Consider the following 15,203-nt stretch of genomic DNA (forward strand, 5'->3'; position numbering starts at 1 on the left):
GCTCAAATTTGACCACTTAATTTCCCATCATATTGATTTTTATTTTCATGATCGGATGACAAGCAAAGGAATATTTATTCCCTATGAAAAGTTTACAAATATCTCCGAGGATTTGGTTAAAAAATTATTTTAAATATCGGATAAAGCCGAAATATACGATTTCATATATCTCGACGATAACCTTTTATTATTCGAATATTACTTTGTACAGAAGATTCAACCTACTTAGTCACGTGTTTTTACATCAAACAACTCTATTTCAAAAATCAGATTAGAGTTCGCAGGAATAATTTTACCCATTTTACGTTCACCATATGCCAAGTGTGAAGGCACGATTAACTTACGCTTCCCGCCCACTTTCATTCCCATGATTCCTTGATCCCAACCTTTAATCACACGACCTGTTCCAATCACAGTTTCAAAATAATTGCCACGATCAATTGAAGAATCAAACTTGGTACCATCTTCCAACCAACCCGTATAGTGTGTGGTAATCAAAGCCCCTTTTACAGCTTCTTTACCTTCACCAACTTTTAGATCAATGATTTCTAATTCATTTGACATACATTATTCCTATTCACGATTAGATGATTATTGGGGAGCCTTGTCAGAGTCCGCCATTGCAGCAGCATAACTTTTACAAAAGCTTTGATAATCTTGTTCAACTTGTTGTGCATAATTATACGTGTATTTCAACAATTGCGTTTTCCAAAGTTCTGCATGTTGTGCAAAATTGATTAATTCATCTGCATTTGAAGAACCTTTACGTCCTGCTGAGCGTAATTGGGCATAGGCGAGTAAGCGTGCCATGTTATAACAGGCATCTGTAAACCTCTTGGGTTTATCTACACACTGTTTAAAATCAATTTTATCCTGTTCTGGTTGTAAAGCTTTGACAATATAAGCTTGACCATCAAAATCAAGCCTAGATAATTCAGCTGGTGTTTCATACTGCATGAGTGTTTGAATACACTGAATACGTTGTGCTTGATCTTCCCATTTGGGCTGTTCAATTTTTAAAAAAGGCGACAAACTCAATGATGATGCTTGAGCTTGCTTCACATCAAACAAGGCATATTTTTTATTTTCAATATCATAGACCAGAAACACATAACGATCTAAACCAATACTCCCCGTTCCAGCCACACGTATCGCAACATCTAATACTTGAAAATGGGAGGGAGACTGCAAATTATGGGTATTTAAATAGCCAGTAAACATCGCCATCAATTCAACATAGCGTTGTTTTGAATCAACCTTAAAATACTTCTTTTGGTCTATGTTTAAGTAACGTTGCTGAGTTTTTTTATCTAAAGATGAGTGCGTTTCAATAAATTCAAAGAAATCTCGTTCAGAAACTGTTTGAATATATTTCTTTAACATCCCATCTACAGTTTCTTTTTCGACGGCGTAGGCTTTTCCAAAAGCAAGCGCTTTTAAATATTCATCTAATAGCTGTTCAGCGATTATTTTTAAATCATCATCTTTGATATTCAGTGCTTTACCTGCCAAAAAGACACTACAAATAAATCGAGAAACATCCCAAGTTGGATGAGCCAATATGGCTTCATCAAAATCATTTAAATCAAAATAAACCACTTGATGACGACTGCGGTAACTCCCGAAATTTTCCACATGTAAATCACCGCAGATCCATGTGGTCATTTGATCGGTCCAAGTCTGTTGAGTTGCTAAATCTTCATAATATAAATGACATGAACCTCGGAAAAAACGAAATGCGCTGCTGGTCATCAATTTATATTTAATCGCAGTAAATTGTGCATCTCGTGGTTGGTTAAAACTGCAAACTCGTTCAAAAGGATCACGCATTTGTTAACTCCAATATTTTTATAAAAATTAAACTACGCTGTTAAGCTGAATTTTGGATGAATAAATACTGAAGTTGTAACAACAATAGATTGTGTTTCTGTTAAAAGCTGAGCTCTTTAATGTTTGGATCTAACAATAAATAATGCGTTAATTTCTTATGATTTTGTGCAGAACCGATAACCACCCAACGACCAATAATCTGCTTTTCTGTCTTATTTTGTACTCCACGAAGAACTTTCATATTGTACTGTTTAAATAATTCTTCATATTTATCTAAAGTTTCTTGTTGGTAATCACATAAGATCCGATAATTACGAGATTGGTGAATGGCTTCAATTTTATCTTGAAAATACACCAGAAATATTAAGACAATCAGCACCAATATTGTTCCAATAAATGCTAAATATTCATAACCTGCTCCTGCCGCCATTCCCAGCGCTGCTACCATCCAGATGGTCGTTGCTGTGGTGATACCTGAAATCCGATTATCATCTTTAAAAATAACACCTGCACCTAAAAAGCCTAGTCCTGTCAAAATATTAGCAGCCAAACGATCTGGGTTTTCAACACCAATCTTAATGGAAAGAATAGTGAATAAGCAGGATGCTAGGCTGACCATGATCATCGTTCTCAATCCAGCCGACTTACTGCGATACTCACGCTCTGCACCAATAATTGCGCCAATTGCCAAAGCCATTAGTAAATGATAGATGTCGTTGTTCATATGTCATTCAACATGTAGATGTTCGATCACTTTAGATATACGAAATTTAAGCAAAAAAAAGCAAGCGATTCGCCTGCTTTTTCTCAGTAAATTTTATTTCATCTTGAGCATTATTGAAGTTGAGTCCACTCAATCACAGCTTGAGCATCATCTCCAATTAAAGTCCATTCACCATCCATCACATTTAATTGCAACTGCATCGTACGTTGACATAAAGCTTGGACCGCAGTTGTACTGGCTTCAGACAATTGCCAAACCTGAACATTGGACAATGTTTTTAACTTGGAACTTCTTTTATACCATTCTGCAACAGATGTTCCATAAGCCACCACAGCAACTTCCTTACAACGTGCCGCAGCTTTTTTGACTTTATCTTCGTCAGGCAAACCCACCTCAATCCATTTGACCAATTGACCAGTCAAATCTTTTTCCCATAATGCAGGCTCATCTGTTTCAAACAAATCTTTGGTAAATTCCAATTGTTCATCTGCAAAACGAGCAAATGCCAATACACGGACCATCAAACGCTCAATCGTTTCAGACGGGTGCAAAGCCATGGTCAATTGATAATCACCATATTGATGCACATCCATATTGGCAATATTGAGGTCAGCCTTATAAATTGTTGCTTTTAATGCCATGAAAATTCCAAAAGTTCTTCAATATGGCGCACAGTCTATAAGATTTTGCATTGGATTACTGCGTTTTTTCCAACAGGTCTACCCTACAATTCAGTAAAGCATTTTCTAGGCTTTCCCAATCGCGATCATGTTGTGTAATGAGCTCTATACGATTATCTATACTTTCCTCACCTGATTTATAGTTGATATGGTCTGGGTTAAAATTAAAAGTCATCCAGCCTTGATCGGTATTAAAAATACCTTTAATTCTTAACCAATCTGTTTGCTCACACAAAACATCTAATAATTGGTAAAAATCGAATTGCCAACGTTTTGAAAATTTCCAACCAACCACCGTATAACCATTTGAAGTTTCTACATAGTGATAAGGCAACTGTTTTATCACGGGCAGTTCATCTTCAGCAGTTAATTTTTTTTGTGCTTGAATCAAAGGCACAACTTTACGTTGGATTCCCTGATGAGCAACATCTAACTGTTGAATATCCAAATGTCCTTGCTCTGCAAGCAACCAAGTTTGAATATAAGCAAAGTAGTCCTTTTTGAATTCATCTAAAGCCAAGAAATCGGATTCAGACATCAGATCTGTATGAGAAACTACCACCAATTGCGCAGCTTTTAATTGATCTTGATAGAGTTCTTGACTTATCCATTGTTGGTCATTTAATCGACTACCATCAATAACAGTAACCAATGCTCGCATATCAATTTGTGCTTGCCACTGGGGTTCTGTCAATTGTTCCAAAAGTTGTGCAGGATGTCCTAAACCTGTAGGTTCTATAAATAGCCGATCTGGACGCTTATCAAAAATTAAGCGAGATAATGCAATTTGCATGGAAAGTTGCCCAGCACAGCATAAGCACCCCCCCAATAACTCTTTGACTTCATAACCAGAGTCTTGAGGCAATAGTTGCTGGTCAACACCGATTTGCCCAAACTCATTCATTAAAATCGCCCAAGTTTCTCCCTCAGGCTTTTGTTGCAGCAAATGCTGTAGTAAGGTTGTTTTTCCTGCACCCAAAAAGCCAGAAATAATGTGAGTTTTAACTGCTTTTTCAGTAAAAATCTTCAAAATATCACCCAACCTAATAAAATAAACATATGAATGGCTATACTCGACTCTCTCCATTATTACGTAAAATTTGCCAATAGTTTCAAATTTTAAATCTATTTTTTAAATTAAAATTACAATAATAATCCAAAAGTCCAATATAGCATTCATTAAGATCATATAATCAATGTTATTTACAGTAACCAACTGGTATATTTTTTAATCATTTTTTCATATTTACATACATTTTAGCATTGCAAAAAAAGTAGAATAATCACAAAAAAGCAACACAATACAATGATTTGTTTTAAATATGTAATCCACCTTGTTATGCTTTGTTGCTGAGGTTGCCCAATTTTTCATCTGCACTTAGCATGACTCTACTCCCTGTGAACTGCAACGCATTTAACACACGACTGCTTTCACAGGTCGCTTTACGATTAATTTTATGAATTAAGGATGCCAATATGAAACTTGTTAAAACACTTTTAGCGACTACGCTTGCTTTCACTGCTTTCTCAACTTTTGCTGCAACAGATACAGCTGCAACAGAAGCAGAAAAAGTTGTCGTATCAACTCAAGAGCAACCAGCTGCTACTGAAGATGCTCAAGCTGCTGGACAACCAACTGCTCAACCAGCGACTGAAAGTGCTGCAGAAGCACCAGCGACTTCAGCTCCTCAAGCGGGTCAATAAGATTTAAACTCCTCCCGAGTTAGCAATTAAATTGTCTGTAAAGACAATTTGAATAAAAAGACTGGGTCATGCTGCGATTCAGTCTTTTTATTTTTTCTTATGATGCAGAATGCTCAGCCAACATTCACGCCACTGATCATGATCTCCATCTGCTCACCTCTAAACAATTTTGCTTCTATTATTCCTGATAAAATATTGAGATCAATGAATATCATGCTCATCACAAAGAAAGCGTTAAAGATTCATGATTTAACTATTTGTGATTTAATTGGCGTGATTTAATGCTGATGAATCAAATCGAAAGGATAATATCGTTGCCCCTTGAGTATCGTATCATCCAATTTTAAAAGCTTAACAATTGCCGCACTTTCAAAACTCCAATAACCAAAGAAAACATCATTCTTATTTTTATCAAGATCAAACCAATATGTCTGTTTCATACTTGGATACCACTTGCGATCCAGATAATCTTTAAATCCCTCTATATTCTGTGTATCTATTAACTTTTTTATAAATTCAAATTTTTGTGGATAAAGTAATAGCTCAGATTTTTGTCTAGGCAATTGAGTGGAAATCAATACATCTAAAATCATATCTTGGCTGTTTTTACCCTCTAAAGTATTTACGATTCGTTGAAAATCACCCACGGCAACATCCAATAAAATTGCTAGAGAAACCATCCAGAGTGCCTGAATATAACCATCAAAGTAAATTTTATTATTATTGTTTTCATTATTGCACCAACCTGCTTCAAATCGTGGGATAAGATCTAAAAATGAATCTGTCATTTGTTCAGAGCTAAAACCTGCTGAATACTGTGCAATCACCGTATGCAAAGATATATTGAAGACTTGATGTTTGATAGCAGGTATACGTTCTTCTTTCTGATCAGCTGATTTTAAACACTGTTCATAAAATGCAATATCATCCAAGTTTAGTTGAATATACGCATCAAAATAATGGCGATCTTTTAAATCTGTTCTCATAAGTGCTTCAAATAATTCTCAGTATGTTTCAATCACTGTTTTTAAATAATTTTTATTAGGCATTCACTATAACCCAAATTCGCTTAGTTTATATGCATAAAAAACAGATCATGAGGATAGAGCACTTAGATTAAATTTAAAATTTAAACCGCCCACATTTCTGATTTATAAAAAGCGTTGTAAGGCTGTCACTCATCAACACAACAAAAAATTATACTTTTTGAGACGCTCACGGTTATATTTTAGTCTCAATATTGCTCAATGCTACAGTTTGTTATTGTGGCGAGTATCCACTGATAATTCGGCTATAATACTTCGGTCTCAAATGACACGATTTAATTTGGGAAATTTATAAATAAAATCTGTGAAATAAAGATCAAAGAGGAAAACTCTATGTTAAAAAAATTTATAGGTCTTGGCTTATTAAGCATATTACTGACAGCATGTGGAAAACCATTGCCTGTAGACAAGCAAAATTATTCGGGTACTTGGCAAAGTGAGGATGGTCGTGTCAATTTGATGATTACTCCTGAAGGGCGCGTTGAATATAGCAATAAACAACCGAATTCAAGCTCATCTGTATCTGCTCCAATTTCTAAATTTGAAGGCAATAACTTTAGTGCTGGCGTTGGACCTCTCTCAACAGAATTTAAAGTTTCACAAGCACCTCAACAAACCGCTGAAGGATCTTGGACAATGACTGTAGATGGTCATGTACTCAACAAAGTGAATTAATCAACAGATTGATATGATCAGCAAATCTTGTACTGATGCTGTTTTAAATAGATTGATAATCAAAAAAACCTCTGTAATCAGAGGTTTTTTGTTGTAAGCAATTAGTTGTGCGATGACTTTTTATAAATACTGCAAGAAGGATGATGGTTTTCTTGCAAACGTGCAACTTTACGATGCTCCGCAGCCTCAAAACGACAACGTTTCCAATCATTATCCAAATTCAATGCAGGAATTTGTTTTGGTTTACCATTTTCATCAACCGCAACCATGGTGAAATAACAACTGTTGGTATGACGAACCGTTCTTTTCTGAATATTTTGAGCTTCCACTCGGATACCAATTTCCATTGAAGTACGACCAACATGGTTGACACTTGCTAGAAAGGTGACCATCTCACCAACATGGATCGGTTCTTTAAAATTAACTTTATCTACAGAAAGCGTAACAACATAACTACCAGAATAACGGCTTGCACAGGCATAAGCGACTTGGTCAAGCAACTTGAGGATGGTTCCACCATGTACATTACCTGAAAAGTTTGCCATATCTGGGGTCATCAAAACGGACATGGTTAATTCTGACTGGTCATCTGTAGCTGGGATCAATTGATCTAATGGAGACATCGTATTCTAGACTCTATTTTAGGCAGGAGATTTGTGACTATTATTATATATCTTTTCTACCAAAAAACATGCTTAATTCGGCAATTGACCATTCTCTCAACTTATGACTAAAAACATCTTCATTTATTTGGAATATAGCTTATTGGTTTATCAACTATTTTTGAGATTGATGACATCTTGTAGGCAATAGCCGTTTCAAGCAGTATTGCCAAACTGACAAAATATTTTTGAATTTACTTAAGCGAATTGGGCAATTAGATGAAAACCTGATGTGACCTCATGCAACTGAGCATTCGATTGCTCCATTCAAAACATAATAATACGGTGCTATCCGATCTAACTGTATCTCTACACAATATAAGTATGACGAAAAAGTATAAATTAAACTTTAATTCTGTACTTGATAATGCTGCGAAATATTTTCAGGACTTTTCTTACTGGCAATAACAACCTCTAAATCATGAATACGTTGATTGGCAGCATCAATACCCGCTTGCATGGTATCTTGACGACCTTTCACATCAAAGATATGCGCTTTTTCTCTTAAATCAGGCTGAATCACAATATCTGCATTTTTTAACTCTTCAGCAGCCAATTTGTTTTGCATAATATTAATATTTTGATTAAACAAACCCCAAACATTGGTTGTTTCTGTATTGGCAGGCTGTGCCAAAATATCAACAGCAATGACCACATCCGCACCTAATTCTTTAGCAATATTGACAGGTACAGGACTGACTAAGCCACCATCCACATACTCTTTGCCGTGTATCATGGTCGGAATAAACATACTTGGAATTGAAACAGAAGCTCTCACCGCTTGCCCTGTGTTGCCATAATTAAAAATGGTCTTTTCGCCATGCTGTAGTTCTGTTGCGACCACATACATCGGGATTTTCATTTTTTCTAAAGGCATTTGATTGATTTGTTTGTTGACATAATCTTCAACTTTTTGCCCATCAAAAAAGCCTTTCATGCCGATCTTAAAGTCACGCACATCCCCCACTTTCATATCTAAAGCGATTTGACGTAATTGTTCAGCTGATTTGCCACTGGCATAAATTGAACCGACAATACTGCCCGCACTGGTTCCCACAATAAAGTCAGGTTTAATACCGTGCTGTTCCAATACCTCAATCACGCCAATATGTGCATAGCCACGAGCGCCACCACTCCCTAAAACGAGTGCAATCACCGGTTTTTTCTTTGAGGACTGTTGGTATTGATAAAAGCTTTTGTCCAATCTAGAAGATGCTTCAGAAACTGGATGAATTGAAGCCCCTGTAGCCTGAGAATTTCTTATAGGTGAGTGCGTACATGCAGCTAAAGAAAGACTACAAAACAAAGAAATTAAAACCTTATTTAACAATGACATATATTCTCAGATCAGGGCATAATCCAAAGGTGTATGTATCTAAGCATACTTTTTATGATATTGCTGTTGTATTTATTTAAACTGTCATCATTTCTGGCTATATTATAAAAATCTTTGAGCTTAAAATAACCCTATTAAAAAATGCCAAAACTAATTGAGATCTTTTGGATTTTCTTAAAATTAGGCTGTACAAGTTTTGGTGGTCCTGCAGCACATTTGATCTTTTTTAAGCACCATTTTGTTGAAAAGAAACATTGGCTGAATGAGCAACAATATGCCCAATTACTCGCACTCACCCAATTATTACCTGGTCCGAGCAGCAGTCAAATGGGCATGGCGATTGGATACTTACACCAACGCTACTTAGGTGCAATTGTCGCTTGGCTAGGATTTACCTTGCCTTCAACACTGCTTATGTTCTTTTTGGCATATTTTGTTCAACAACATTATAAGATTTCAGCAGCCTTATTTTCTGCAATACAGTCGATCATTCTTGCCATCATTATTTTTGCGTTTTGGCAAATGTTCAAAAGTTATTGTAGAACTAAATTACAATTTCTGTTGATGTCCCTGAGCGCCATATTACTTCTTATCTTTTCAAATGCTTGGATTCAATTTGCAATCATTTTTATCAGTGCAGTATTGGGTATCTTTATTCATAAAGTAATCTCTATTCAGCCTTCAAAATCCGTTGTTAAACACAAGACTGAACATATCTTCTTCCGATCTGTATTCGCTTTACATCATCACAGTATAAGCTGGCTGGTCATATTTATTTTAATTTTTTTCGGACTGTGGTTAGGCGCCCTTTTGTTTACAACTACAGGAGCAATGACTGCTTTTAACCTTTATAAAACGGGTGCTTTAGTTTTTGGTGGAGGGCATGTTGTACTTCCAATGTTGTATCAAGATTTTGTGCATACAGGAATGATTAGTCAGCAAAATTTTGAATTTGGCTATACCTTGGCTCAGTTTATGCCAGGTCCGTTATTTACTTTTGCCAGTTATATGGGTTCATTTTTACCACTCAGCCCATTTCCACTCTTCAATGCATTGATAGCAACCTTGTTAATTTTTCTACCCTCCTTCTTCTTCATTTTTACAGCATTGCCCTATTGGTCAAAACTCATCAGCAATGTTTACATTCAAAATTCAGTCACTTTAATCAATGCCGCTGTGGTTGGATTTCTCCTCTCGATCATTGTGCCAATGGCAGAAAAGAACTTGAATCATCTACAAGACATATTCAGTACTGTGCTGATGTTATGTAGTTTAAAACTGAACATTTCGATCTTTATCAGTGTGCCTATTATTTTATTACTGCGTTATATGTGGAATACGATGGCATAAAAAAGCCAGTGATTCACTGGCTCAATACAACATTACAAGACAATCAGATTAAGCAATAAATTTAAGAATCAATTGAATCACTGTCGCATTAATTAAATCGACAAAAAAAGCACCGCATAAAGGAACGATTAAGAATGCTTTATGTGAAGGACCGTACATATTGGTAATTGCTTGCATATTGGCAACCGCTGTTGGTGTTGCGCCCATACCAAAACCACAATGACCTGCTGCTAATACGGCTGCATCGTAGTTTTTCCCCATGACTCGGAATGTCACAAATGCTGCATACAAAGCCATAGTTAATGTCTGAGCAGAGAGAATAACGACTAAAGGACCAGCTAAATCAGCCAATTGCCAAAGCTTTAATGATAATAAAGCCATTGCCAAATAAAGCGATAATGCGGCATTTCCAAAAACATCAATCGCGCGATCGAACATTTTAATGCGTAGAACACCTTCTAGTACATTACGAAGGATAACCCCTCCAGCAAGTGCCCATACAAATGTTGGTAATTCAAACCACTGCCCTTTACTATATCCTGTCATAAACTCAGCAAAAGCCAAACATGCAGCAAAAAGACCTAAAGTCGTAATTGCATTATCTGCTGTGATCAAACGAACTTGATGCGGATACTCGAATGGAACATATTCACCCAGTTCAGTCACTGCTTGCTGATTGGTTTCATCCACTTCTTTTTGTGTCTTTGGACTAGACAATTGGTAGCGGTTGATTAGCAATTTTGCCAATGGACCCCCGATAATACCACCAATAATCAAACCAAATGTCGCACTTGCCATACCCAATGCCAATGCACCTTGTATGCCATGCTGAGTTTCAAGGATTTCACCCCAAGCACCCGCAGTACCATGACCACCCGTAAGGGTAATTGATCCTGCAATCAAACCAACAAGCGGGTCTAAGCCGAGTGCAGTGGCTAAGCCCATTCCGACAAAGTCTTGAACCACGATAAATGAAGCAACACAGAGAAGAAAAATGACTAAGCCCAAACCACCTTCTTTTAATTTAGCAAAATTGGCACTTAAACCTATTGATGCAAAAAATACCAACATAAAACTGGTTTGTAATTCACTGCTGGTGGTAATGCTATAACCCCATATATTGTGTACCAACAATGACAGAATTGCGGCAACCAAACCACCTGCGACAGGCTCAGGAATATTGTATTTACGCAAAAACTCAATTTTATTAACAAGGAAGCGCCCCAATAACAATACAATGACTGCAGCAATCAAGGTATAAAAGGCATTAAAAGAAAATTCCATAATAATTATCCATGCTTAGGCTATATTTTTTGCTGTAAAGTGATGCCATTTCATCCTACTAAACTTTGTAATCACTTAAGATTAGCGGTTACTAAATCACCTGATAGACACAACAAAAAAATAAAATAAAAGGCAGATTTTCAATCTTGAAAATCCAAAGGTTTTTAGAAAAAATAAACTAAAGATAGACTGAATTACAATGCTGCAAATATTTAGAAAAGAAAATGGTCATGATGTTACTCCTATTATTGATAAAAGATCATTTCATCAAACAATGAGAAATACAGTCCTGATAAGTCGTTCGCTCTACAGAACAGGCCAAAACATGTGATTTATCTATCCGACAGCATCAACATGTAAAAAAAAAGAGCGTCAATTATGCATTTTTTTTGACAAATGTCTAACTAAACATTTAAAAAATTTTGTTATAAAAACTATCTTTGGCAGACTTTATTGATGCCATTAAAATAGAAAAGCCGAGGAAAAATCCTCGGCTTTTCAATCACTAATATCTAAATTAGAAATTATATTTAGCCATTAAGCCCACACGGTTATCTTTATATGATTGACCTGCAAAAGTTTCACGCTTACCGTTGATATACTCGATACCCAAATCAATTGGTTTCGCTGGTGAGTAAATCACGTTTAACCATGCTTGTTGAACTTTCTCATTTGCAGATTGGTTCGTTTTTGCGAAATCAGTGCCATTGTCAGCAAACAATGCACCATACGCTAAAGTTGAACGCAAGTTAGGTAAAATTTTATAAGTACCACCCACTTGAACTGCAGTGAACTCATTCTGTTCAATATCACCATTTACCACAGAGTAAGCACTGTTACTGCCATATAAGTAGTTACTGTTACCTACAACATAAGAAGCATCAGCAAAAAGTTTTAAAGGATCTGCAACTTTAAAGTCTGTACCTACACCAATACCCCAGCCTGTTTTATCTTTACGGATATTGTTGTCTTTATAATTCTCCACCAAAACACGTGCAGAAGCGTTACCGTTACCACCCGCATATGATTGAGTTACTTTACCGGTTAACACAGGAAGACTGTATTTAATTGCAGTACCTGTTATACCAGCACTATTGCCTTCTTCAGCAGCAACCAATAATTTTGTAGTCGGTGCTAGGTTATATGCATAACGAACTTGCGGAATACGTGTCGTACCACCACCTAAGTTAGTTGCAAAGTCAATCATTTCTGGCGCATGGCTAGACAAGAAGTTAGACGTTGTTTGACCGAATAACCAATTGTTATAAGTTAAGTAAGCATGACGAATACGAAGGTTTTCATTCACACCATTACCCGCAAAGTCAACTTCAACTTTACCACCCACTTTTGCATCGCCTACAGGTGTATTAAAGTCTAAACCGATACGCGTAGTTTTCGCAGTAGCACGTAATTTATCTTTCGCTTCACCTGTCGTTGCATTCACTTTGTTGAAGTCATCGTCTGCACCCTCGATGATATAGTTCGCATCACCACGTACAAATCCATAAATGTTAATGTCAGCGCCAGATTTTGATTTCAAACCTGAAGAAGCTGATGCAGGTGCAGATTCAACTTTAGACTCGACCAGACGAACTTGCTGTTGCTGTTGTTGAAGCAATGCTTTTAATTCTTGAACTTCATTGCGTAATTGTTGAATCTCTTGGCTGTCAGTAGCAGCTTGAGCTGTATTTACCATCAAAGCAGTGACTGTTAATGCTAAGCTTTTGATAATAAATGACTTGCGGTTTGTGAATAGACTCATGAAATACTCCTAGCCTTATTTATGATGTGCATCCGTACAATTTGACCTTTTAACCCCAGAACTTTGCTAAAAAATCAATTTTTCTTGTTTTCTTCAGTAGTCTCTCAAACACCACATTAAAAAAACATTGCACATATATGCTTGCTATTAAATTATGAAAGCGTTGAAACTAAGTTAAAACCCAAAAGTAACAATTTGTGTATAATTCTTACACTGTTGTAATCTAGCCTAACTCAACCCCTTAATTAAAATCAGTTTTACCGAATAAGACTTTGATTTCAATTCTTTTTTCAGATTAACATTTCTATAATTATTATATAATCGGGGGGTTAGCGAAATCTTGACAAACGTCAGTCGCTCAATATACGACTATCGTATATAGTCTAATTGATGAAAATCCAAGCTTTATAGGGAAAATTAATAGCGACAATAACGTTCAAATTGTGGATTCAATAATTACAGGTCTTGCTTGATTATTTGAAATGTGTCGTTAAATGAGGGCTCAACGATAACAAATTATTTCAAACACTCTTAGGGTCTGCGGACATTTCATAAATGGCTTGCGTTGTGGGTTAAAATTGAGCAGGCATGAGGAGTATACTCCGCAAGGAAATGAAGAGAATAGCGAGACTATTTTTAAATTTCATAACGTAGCCTGAGATAATTTTAACCACAACCCTGAGCAAGAACAAAGCACTGCTTTGTTTGCAGCGCAAGGCGTAGCGGGGACTCGCGTGTTTTGTGTCGCTTCGTCGTTCCCTTGCGAAACAGTGTTTCTCATCATTTAGAATGACTAAATTTCGTATTTCGCGCCTAGTATCGCCTACAAAACACACCTAGTCGCAAACATAGACGAATTGTCCACAGCCCCTAATATCTTTTCTACTTTTTACAGCCTTAAATGTTTCGCTGATCATAAAAATCATTTCAATCCAAATTTATTGTTATCACTTTGCCTTAATCTCATTGCTCATTCCTCTAACACTTCTCTGTACTTAGAAAATATAGTGCTTTTAGCTTAGTAAGCCTTCATTCAGTTGTTGTGTGAACAACGCTATTTATTAGCAAACTTCGTAGAGTATAAAAAATTATAAATAACAAAATCTTAACTCCAATATAAATCATCACGATCCATTTTTATTTTACTTTGTAATCTTTTGTAAGTGAATCTTGTTAATTAAGGTGTCATTATGACACTATATATGTATTGGCAATAAGCCACTTTATAAGAGTCAATTCATGTCTATTCAAATTCAAGATTCAAAACAGAACCTGATCCCTGTACAGACGATCCAATTTGCGGGTGGTGAAAGACATATCCAAATTTCGGCAGAAATTTTGAATACCTTGAAAGGTACAATGCAAATTCAAGCAAAAATTACCAATACCCAATATCTCATGGATTACTTATTGCTCGAAAATGTATTGCTCAACCAAGGCTTAGAAATTGATTTAGAAATCCCTTATTTTCCCTATGCACGTCAAGATCGCATTTGTGCAACTGGACAAGCTTTTTCATTAGAAGTTATGACAAAGCTGTTAAATATCAACAATGAAAAGTTTCCGCAGCAACGTAAATCTATCAAAGTCTGGGATGCTCATAGTGGTGTGACAGAAAAACTTTTGCATGAAAATACACACTTTTTTGACATTGAAAATGTCCAGCCTAGTGAAATAATTTTAAAAAATGAAATGTTAGCGAAGCTTTTAACAGCAAAGAAAACTGTTTTAGTCTGCCCAGATGCAGGTGCAAAACAGCGTACAAAGACAATTGCCAATGCTGTAAATACATTTCGTGATCGTGAAATTGATGTGGTCTTTTGTGAGAAACGACGTGACCCTGTCACTGGAAAAATCCAAAATGCTCAGGTCAATGCAAAAGATTTATCGGGTAAAACCGCAGTCATTACTGACGATATCTGTGACGGCGGTGCAACGTTTATCGGCATTGCGCAAGAGTTAAAAAAATTAAATTGTGAGCATGTGATTTTATACGTTACACACGGCATTTTTAGTAAGGGCTTACAAGTATTCGATGGTTTAGTCGATCAGATTTTTACTACAGACAGCTTCCCTCAAATCGAAAATCCAAAACTTAACGTTATTAAATTCAGCCGTTTCAGTACATTGTAATTATTAAATTTTAACTG

14 protein-coding genes are annotated in these 15,203 nt (G+C 36.2%); 4 read left to right on the top strand and 10 right to left on the bottom strand.

Annotated elements, in window-relative coordinates:
- Positions 1 to 225: 225 nt before the first annotated feature.
- The 5 genes from AC1Z3T_RS16810 to AC1Z3T_RS16830 all read right to left on the bottom strand — a co-directional run bounded on the left by AC1Z3T_RS16810 (position 226) and on the right by AC1Z3T_RS16830 (position 4,264).
- Entirely contained in the window at positions 226 to 564 is a 339-nt protein-coding gene (locus tag AC1Z3T_RS16810; RefSeq protein ID WP_004828104.1) for an FKBP-type peptidyl-prolyl cis-trans isomerase, read from the bottom strand.
- Between the two features lie 27 nt (positions 565 to 591).
- Positions 592 to 1,830: a DUF2252 domain-containing protein gene (locus tag AC1Z3T_RS16815; RefSeq protein WP_317806974.1), complete on the bottom strand. Its 1,239-nt coding sequence runs from the start codon at positions 1,828 to 1,830 to the stop codon at positions 592 to 594.
- Positions 1,831 to 1,930: 100 nt separating this feature from the next.
- Positions 1,931 to 2,554 (bottom strand): MgtC/SapB family protein, encoded by a 624-nt coding sequence (locus tag AC1Z3T_RS16820; RefSeq protein ID WP_004828100.1) that lies wholly within the window; start codon positions 2,552 to 2,554, stop codon positions 1,931 to 1,933.
- 110 nt (positions 2,555 to 2,664) lie between these two features.
- Complete coding sequence (locus tag AC1Z3T_RS16825; RefSeq protein WP_004828098.1) at positions 2,665 to 3,195, bottom strand: YaeQ family protein; 531 nt, start codon at positions 3,193 to 3,195, stop codon at positions 2,665 to 2,667.
- Between the two features lie 55 nt (positions 3,196 to 3,250).
- Entirely contained in the window at positions 3,251 to 4,264 is a 1,014-nt protein-coding gene (locus AC1Z3T_RS16830) for a CobW family GTP-binding protein (RefSeq protein ID WP_483396793.1), read from the bottom strand.
- Positions 4,265 to 4,710: 446 nt separating this feature from the next.
- Here AC1Z3T_RS16830 and AC1Z3T_RS16835 point away from each other — a divergent pair, with 446 nt between their 5' ends.
- The gene (locus AC1Z3T_RS16835) at positions 4,711 to 4,938 is read left to right on the top strand and encodes a hypothetical protein (protein WP_005030824.1); all 228 of its coding nucleotides are present in this window, start codon (positions 4,711 to 4,713) and stop codon (positions 4,936 to 4,938) included.
- 278 nt (positions 4,939 to 5,216) lie between these two features.
- Here AC1Z3T_RS16835 and AC1Z3T_RS16840 read toward each other — a convergent pair whose 3' ends face one another.
- Positions 5,217 to 5,924, bottom strand: a complete 708-nt coding sequence (locus tag AC1Z3T_RS16840) for a PoNe immunity protein domain-containing protein (protein ID WP_335968635.1) — start codon at positions 5,922 to 5,924, stop codon at positions 5,217 to 5,219.
- A 393-nt stretch (positions 5,925 to 6,317) separates the two neighbouring features.
- Here AC1Z3T_RS16840 and AC1Z3T_RS16845 point away from each other — a divergent pair, with 393 nt between their 5' ends.
- A complete protein-coding gene (locus tag AC1Z3T_RS16845) occupies positions 6,318 to 6,659 on the top strand; it encodes a hypothetical protein (RefSeq protein ID WP_004828092.1) in 342 nt (113 codons plus the stop codon).
- A 101-nt stretch (positions 6,660 to 6,760) separates the two neighbouring features.
- On the opposite strand, the gene AC1Z3T_RS16850 is transcribed toward AC1Z3T_RS16845, so the two are convergent.
- Both AC1Z3T_RS16850 and AC1Z3T_RS16855 read right to left on the bottom strand, forming a co-directional pair.
- Complete coding sequence (locus AC1Z3T_RS16850) at positions 6,761 to 7,282, bottom strand: acyl-CoA thioesterase (RefSeq protein ID WP_004828090.1); 522 nt, start codon at positions 7,280 to 7,282, stop codon at positions 6,761 to 6,763.
- 388 nt (positions 7,283 to 7,670) lie between these two features.
- Complete coding sequence (locus AC1Z3T_RS16855) at positions 7,671 to 8,657, bottom strand: patatin-like phospholipase family protein (RefSeq protein WP_005030827.1); 987 nt, start codon at positions 8,655 to 8,657, stop codon at positions 7,671 to 7,673.
- Positions 8,658 to 8,798: 141 nt separating this feature from the next.
- On the opposite strand from AC1Z3T_RS16855, the gene chrA reads away from it, so the two are divergent.
- Positions 8,799 to 10,007 carry a chromate efflux transporter gene (gene chrA, locus AC1Z3T_RS16860; RefSeq protein WP_483396794.1) on the top strand — a complete coding sequence of 403 codons (1,209 nt, stop codon included), beginning with the start codon at positions 8,799 to 8,801 and terminating at the stop codon, positions 10,005 to 10,007.
- A gap of 48 nt (positions 10,008 to 10,055) precedes the next feature.
- Here chrA and gltS read toward each other — a convergent pair whose 3' ends face one another.
- Positions 10,056 to 11,291 carry a sodium/glutamate symporter gene (gene gltS / locus AC1Z3T_RS16865; protein ID WP_483396795.1) on the bottom strand — a complete coding sequence of 412 codons (1,236 nt, stop codon included), beginning with the start codon at positions 11,289 to 11,291 and terminating at the stop codon, positions 10,056 to 10,058.
- 517 nt (positions 11,292 to 11,808) lie between these two features.
- Entirely contained in the window at positions 11,809 to 13,053 is a 1,245-nt protein-coding gene (locus AC1Z3T_RS16870) for a DcaP family trimeric outer membrane transporter (RefSeq protein WP_151712789.1), read from the bottom strand.
- A gap of 1,239 nt (positions 13,054 to 14,292) precedes the next feature.
- Here AC1Z3T_RS16870 and prs point away from each other — a divergent pair.
- Positions 14,293 to 15,186 carry a ribose-phosphate diphosphokinase gene (prs, locus tag AC1Z3T_RS16875; protein WP_483396796.1) on the top strand — a complete coding sequence of 298 codons (894 nt, stop codon included), beginning with the start codon at positions 14,293 to 14,295 and terminating at the stop codon, positions 15,184 to 15,186.
- The last annotated feature ends 17 nt before the right edge of the window (positions 15,187 to 15,203 follow it).

The sequence above is a fragment of the Acinetobacter sp. B-6 genome, from assembly GCF_056930735.1.

What these genes read in the sequence shown, in the direction of transcription:
- prs (WP_483396796.1), top strand. Translation starts at nt 14,293, where the DNA reads ATGTCTATTCAAATTCAAGATTCAAAACAGAACCTGATCCCTGTACAG.
- AC1Z3T_RS16870 (WP_151712789.1), bottom strand. Translation starts at nt 13,053, where the DNA reads ATGAGTCTATTCACAAACCGCAAGTCATTTATTATCAAAAGCTTAGCA.
- AC1Z3T_RS16855 (WP_005030827.1), bottom strand. Translation starts at nt 8,657, where the DNA reads ATGTCATTGTTAAATAAGGTTTTAATTTCTTTGTTTTGTAGTCTTTCT.
- AC1Z3T_RS16840 (WP_335968635.1), bottom strand. Translation starts at nt 5,924, where the DNA reads ATGAGAACAGATTTAAAAGATCGCCATTATTTTGATGCGTATATTCAA.
- AC1Z3T_RS16845 (WP_004828092.1), top strand. Translation starts at nt 6,318, where the DNA reads ATGTTAAAAAAATTTATAGGTCTTGGCTTATTAAGCATATTACTGACA.
- gltS (WP_483396795.1), bottom strand. Translation starts at nt 11,291, where the DNA reads ATGGAATTTTCTTTTAATGCCTTTTATACCTTGATTGCTGCAGTCATT.
- AC1Z3T_RS16835 (WP_005030824.1), top strand. Translation starts at nt 4,711, where the DNA reads ATGAAACTTGTTAAAACACTTTTAGCGACTACGCTTGCTTTCACTGCT.
- AC1Z3T_RS16825 (WP_004828098.1), bottom strand. Translation starts at nt 3,195, where the DNA reads ATGGCATTAAAAGCAACAATTTATAAGGCTGACCTCAATATTGCCAAT.
- chrA (WP_483396794.1), top strand. Translation starts at nt 8,799, where the DNA reads ATGCCAAAACTAATTGAGATCTTTTGGATTTTCTTAAAATTAGGCTGT.
- AC1Z3T_RS16850 (WP_004828090.1), bottom strand. Translation starts at nt 7,282, where the DNA reads ATGTCTCCATTAGATCAATTGATCCCAGCTACAGATGACCAGTCAGAA.
- AC1Z3T_RS16810 (WP_004828104.1), bottom strand. Translation starts at nt 564, where the DNA reads ATGTCAAATGAATTAGAAATCATTGATCTAAAAGTTGGTGAAGGTAAA.
- AC1Z3T_RS16820 (WP_004828100.1), bottom strand. Translation starts at nt 2,554, where the DNA reads ATGAACAACGACATCTATCATTTACTAATGGCTTTGGCAATTGGCGCA.
- AC1Z3T_RS16815 (WP_317806974.1), bottom strand. Translation starts at nt 1,830, where the DNA reads ATGCGTGATCCTTTTGAACGAGTTTGCAGTTTTAACCAACCACGAGAT.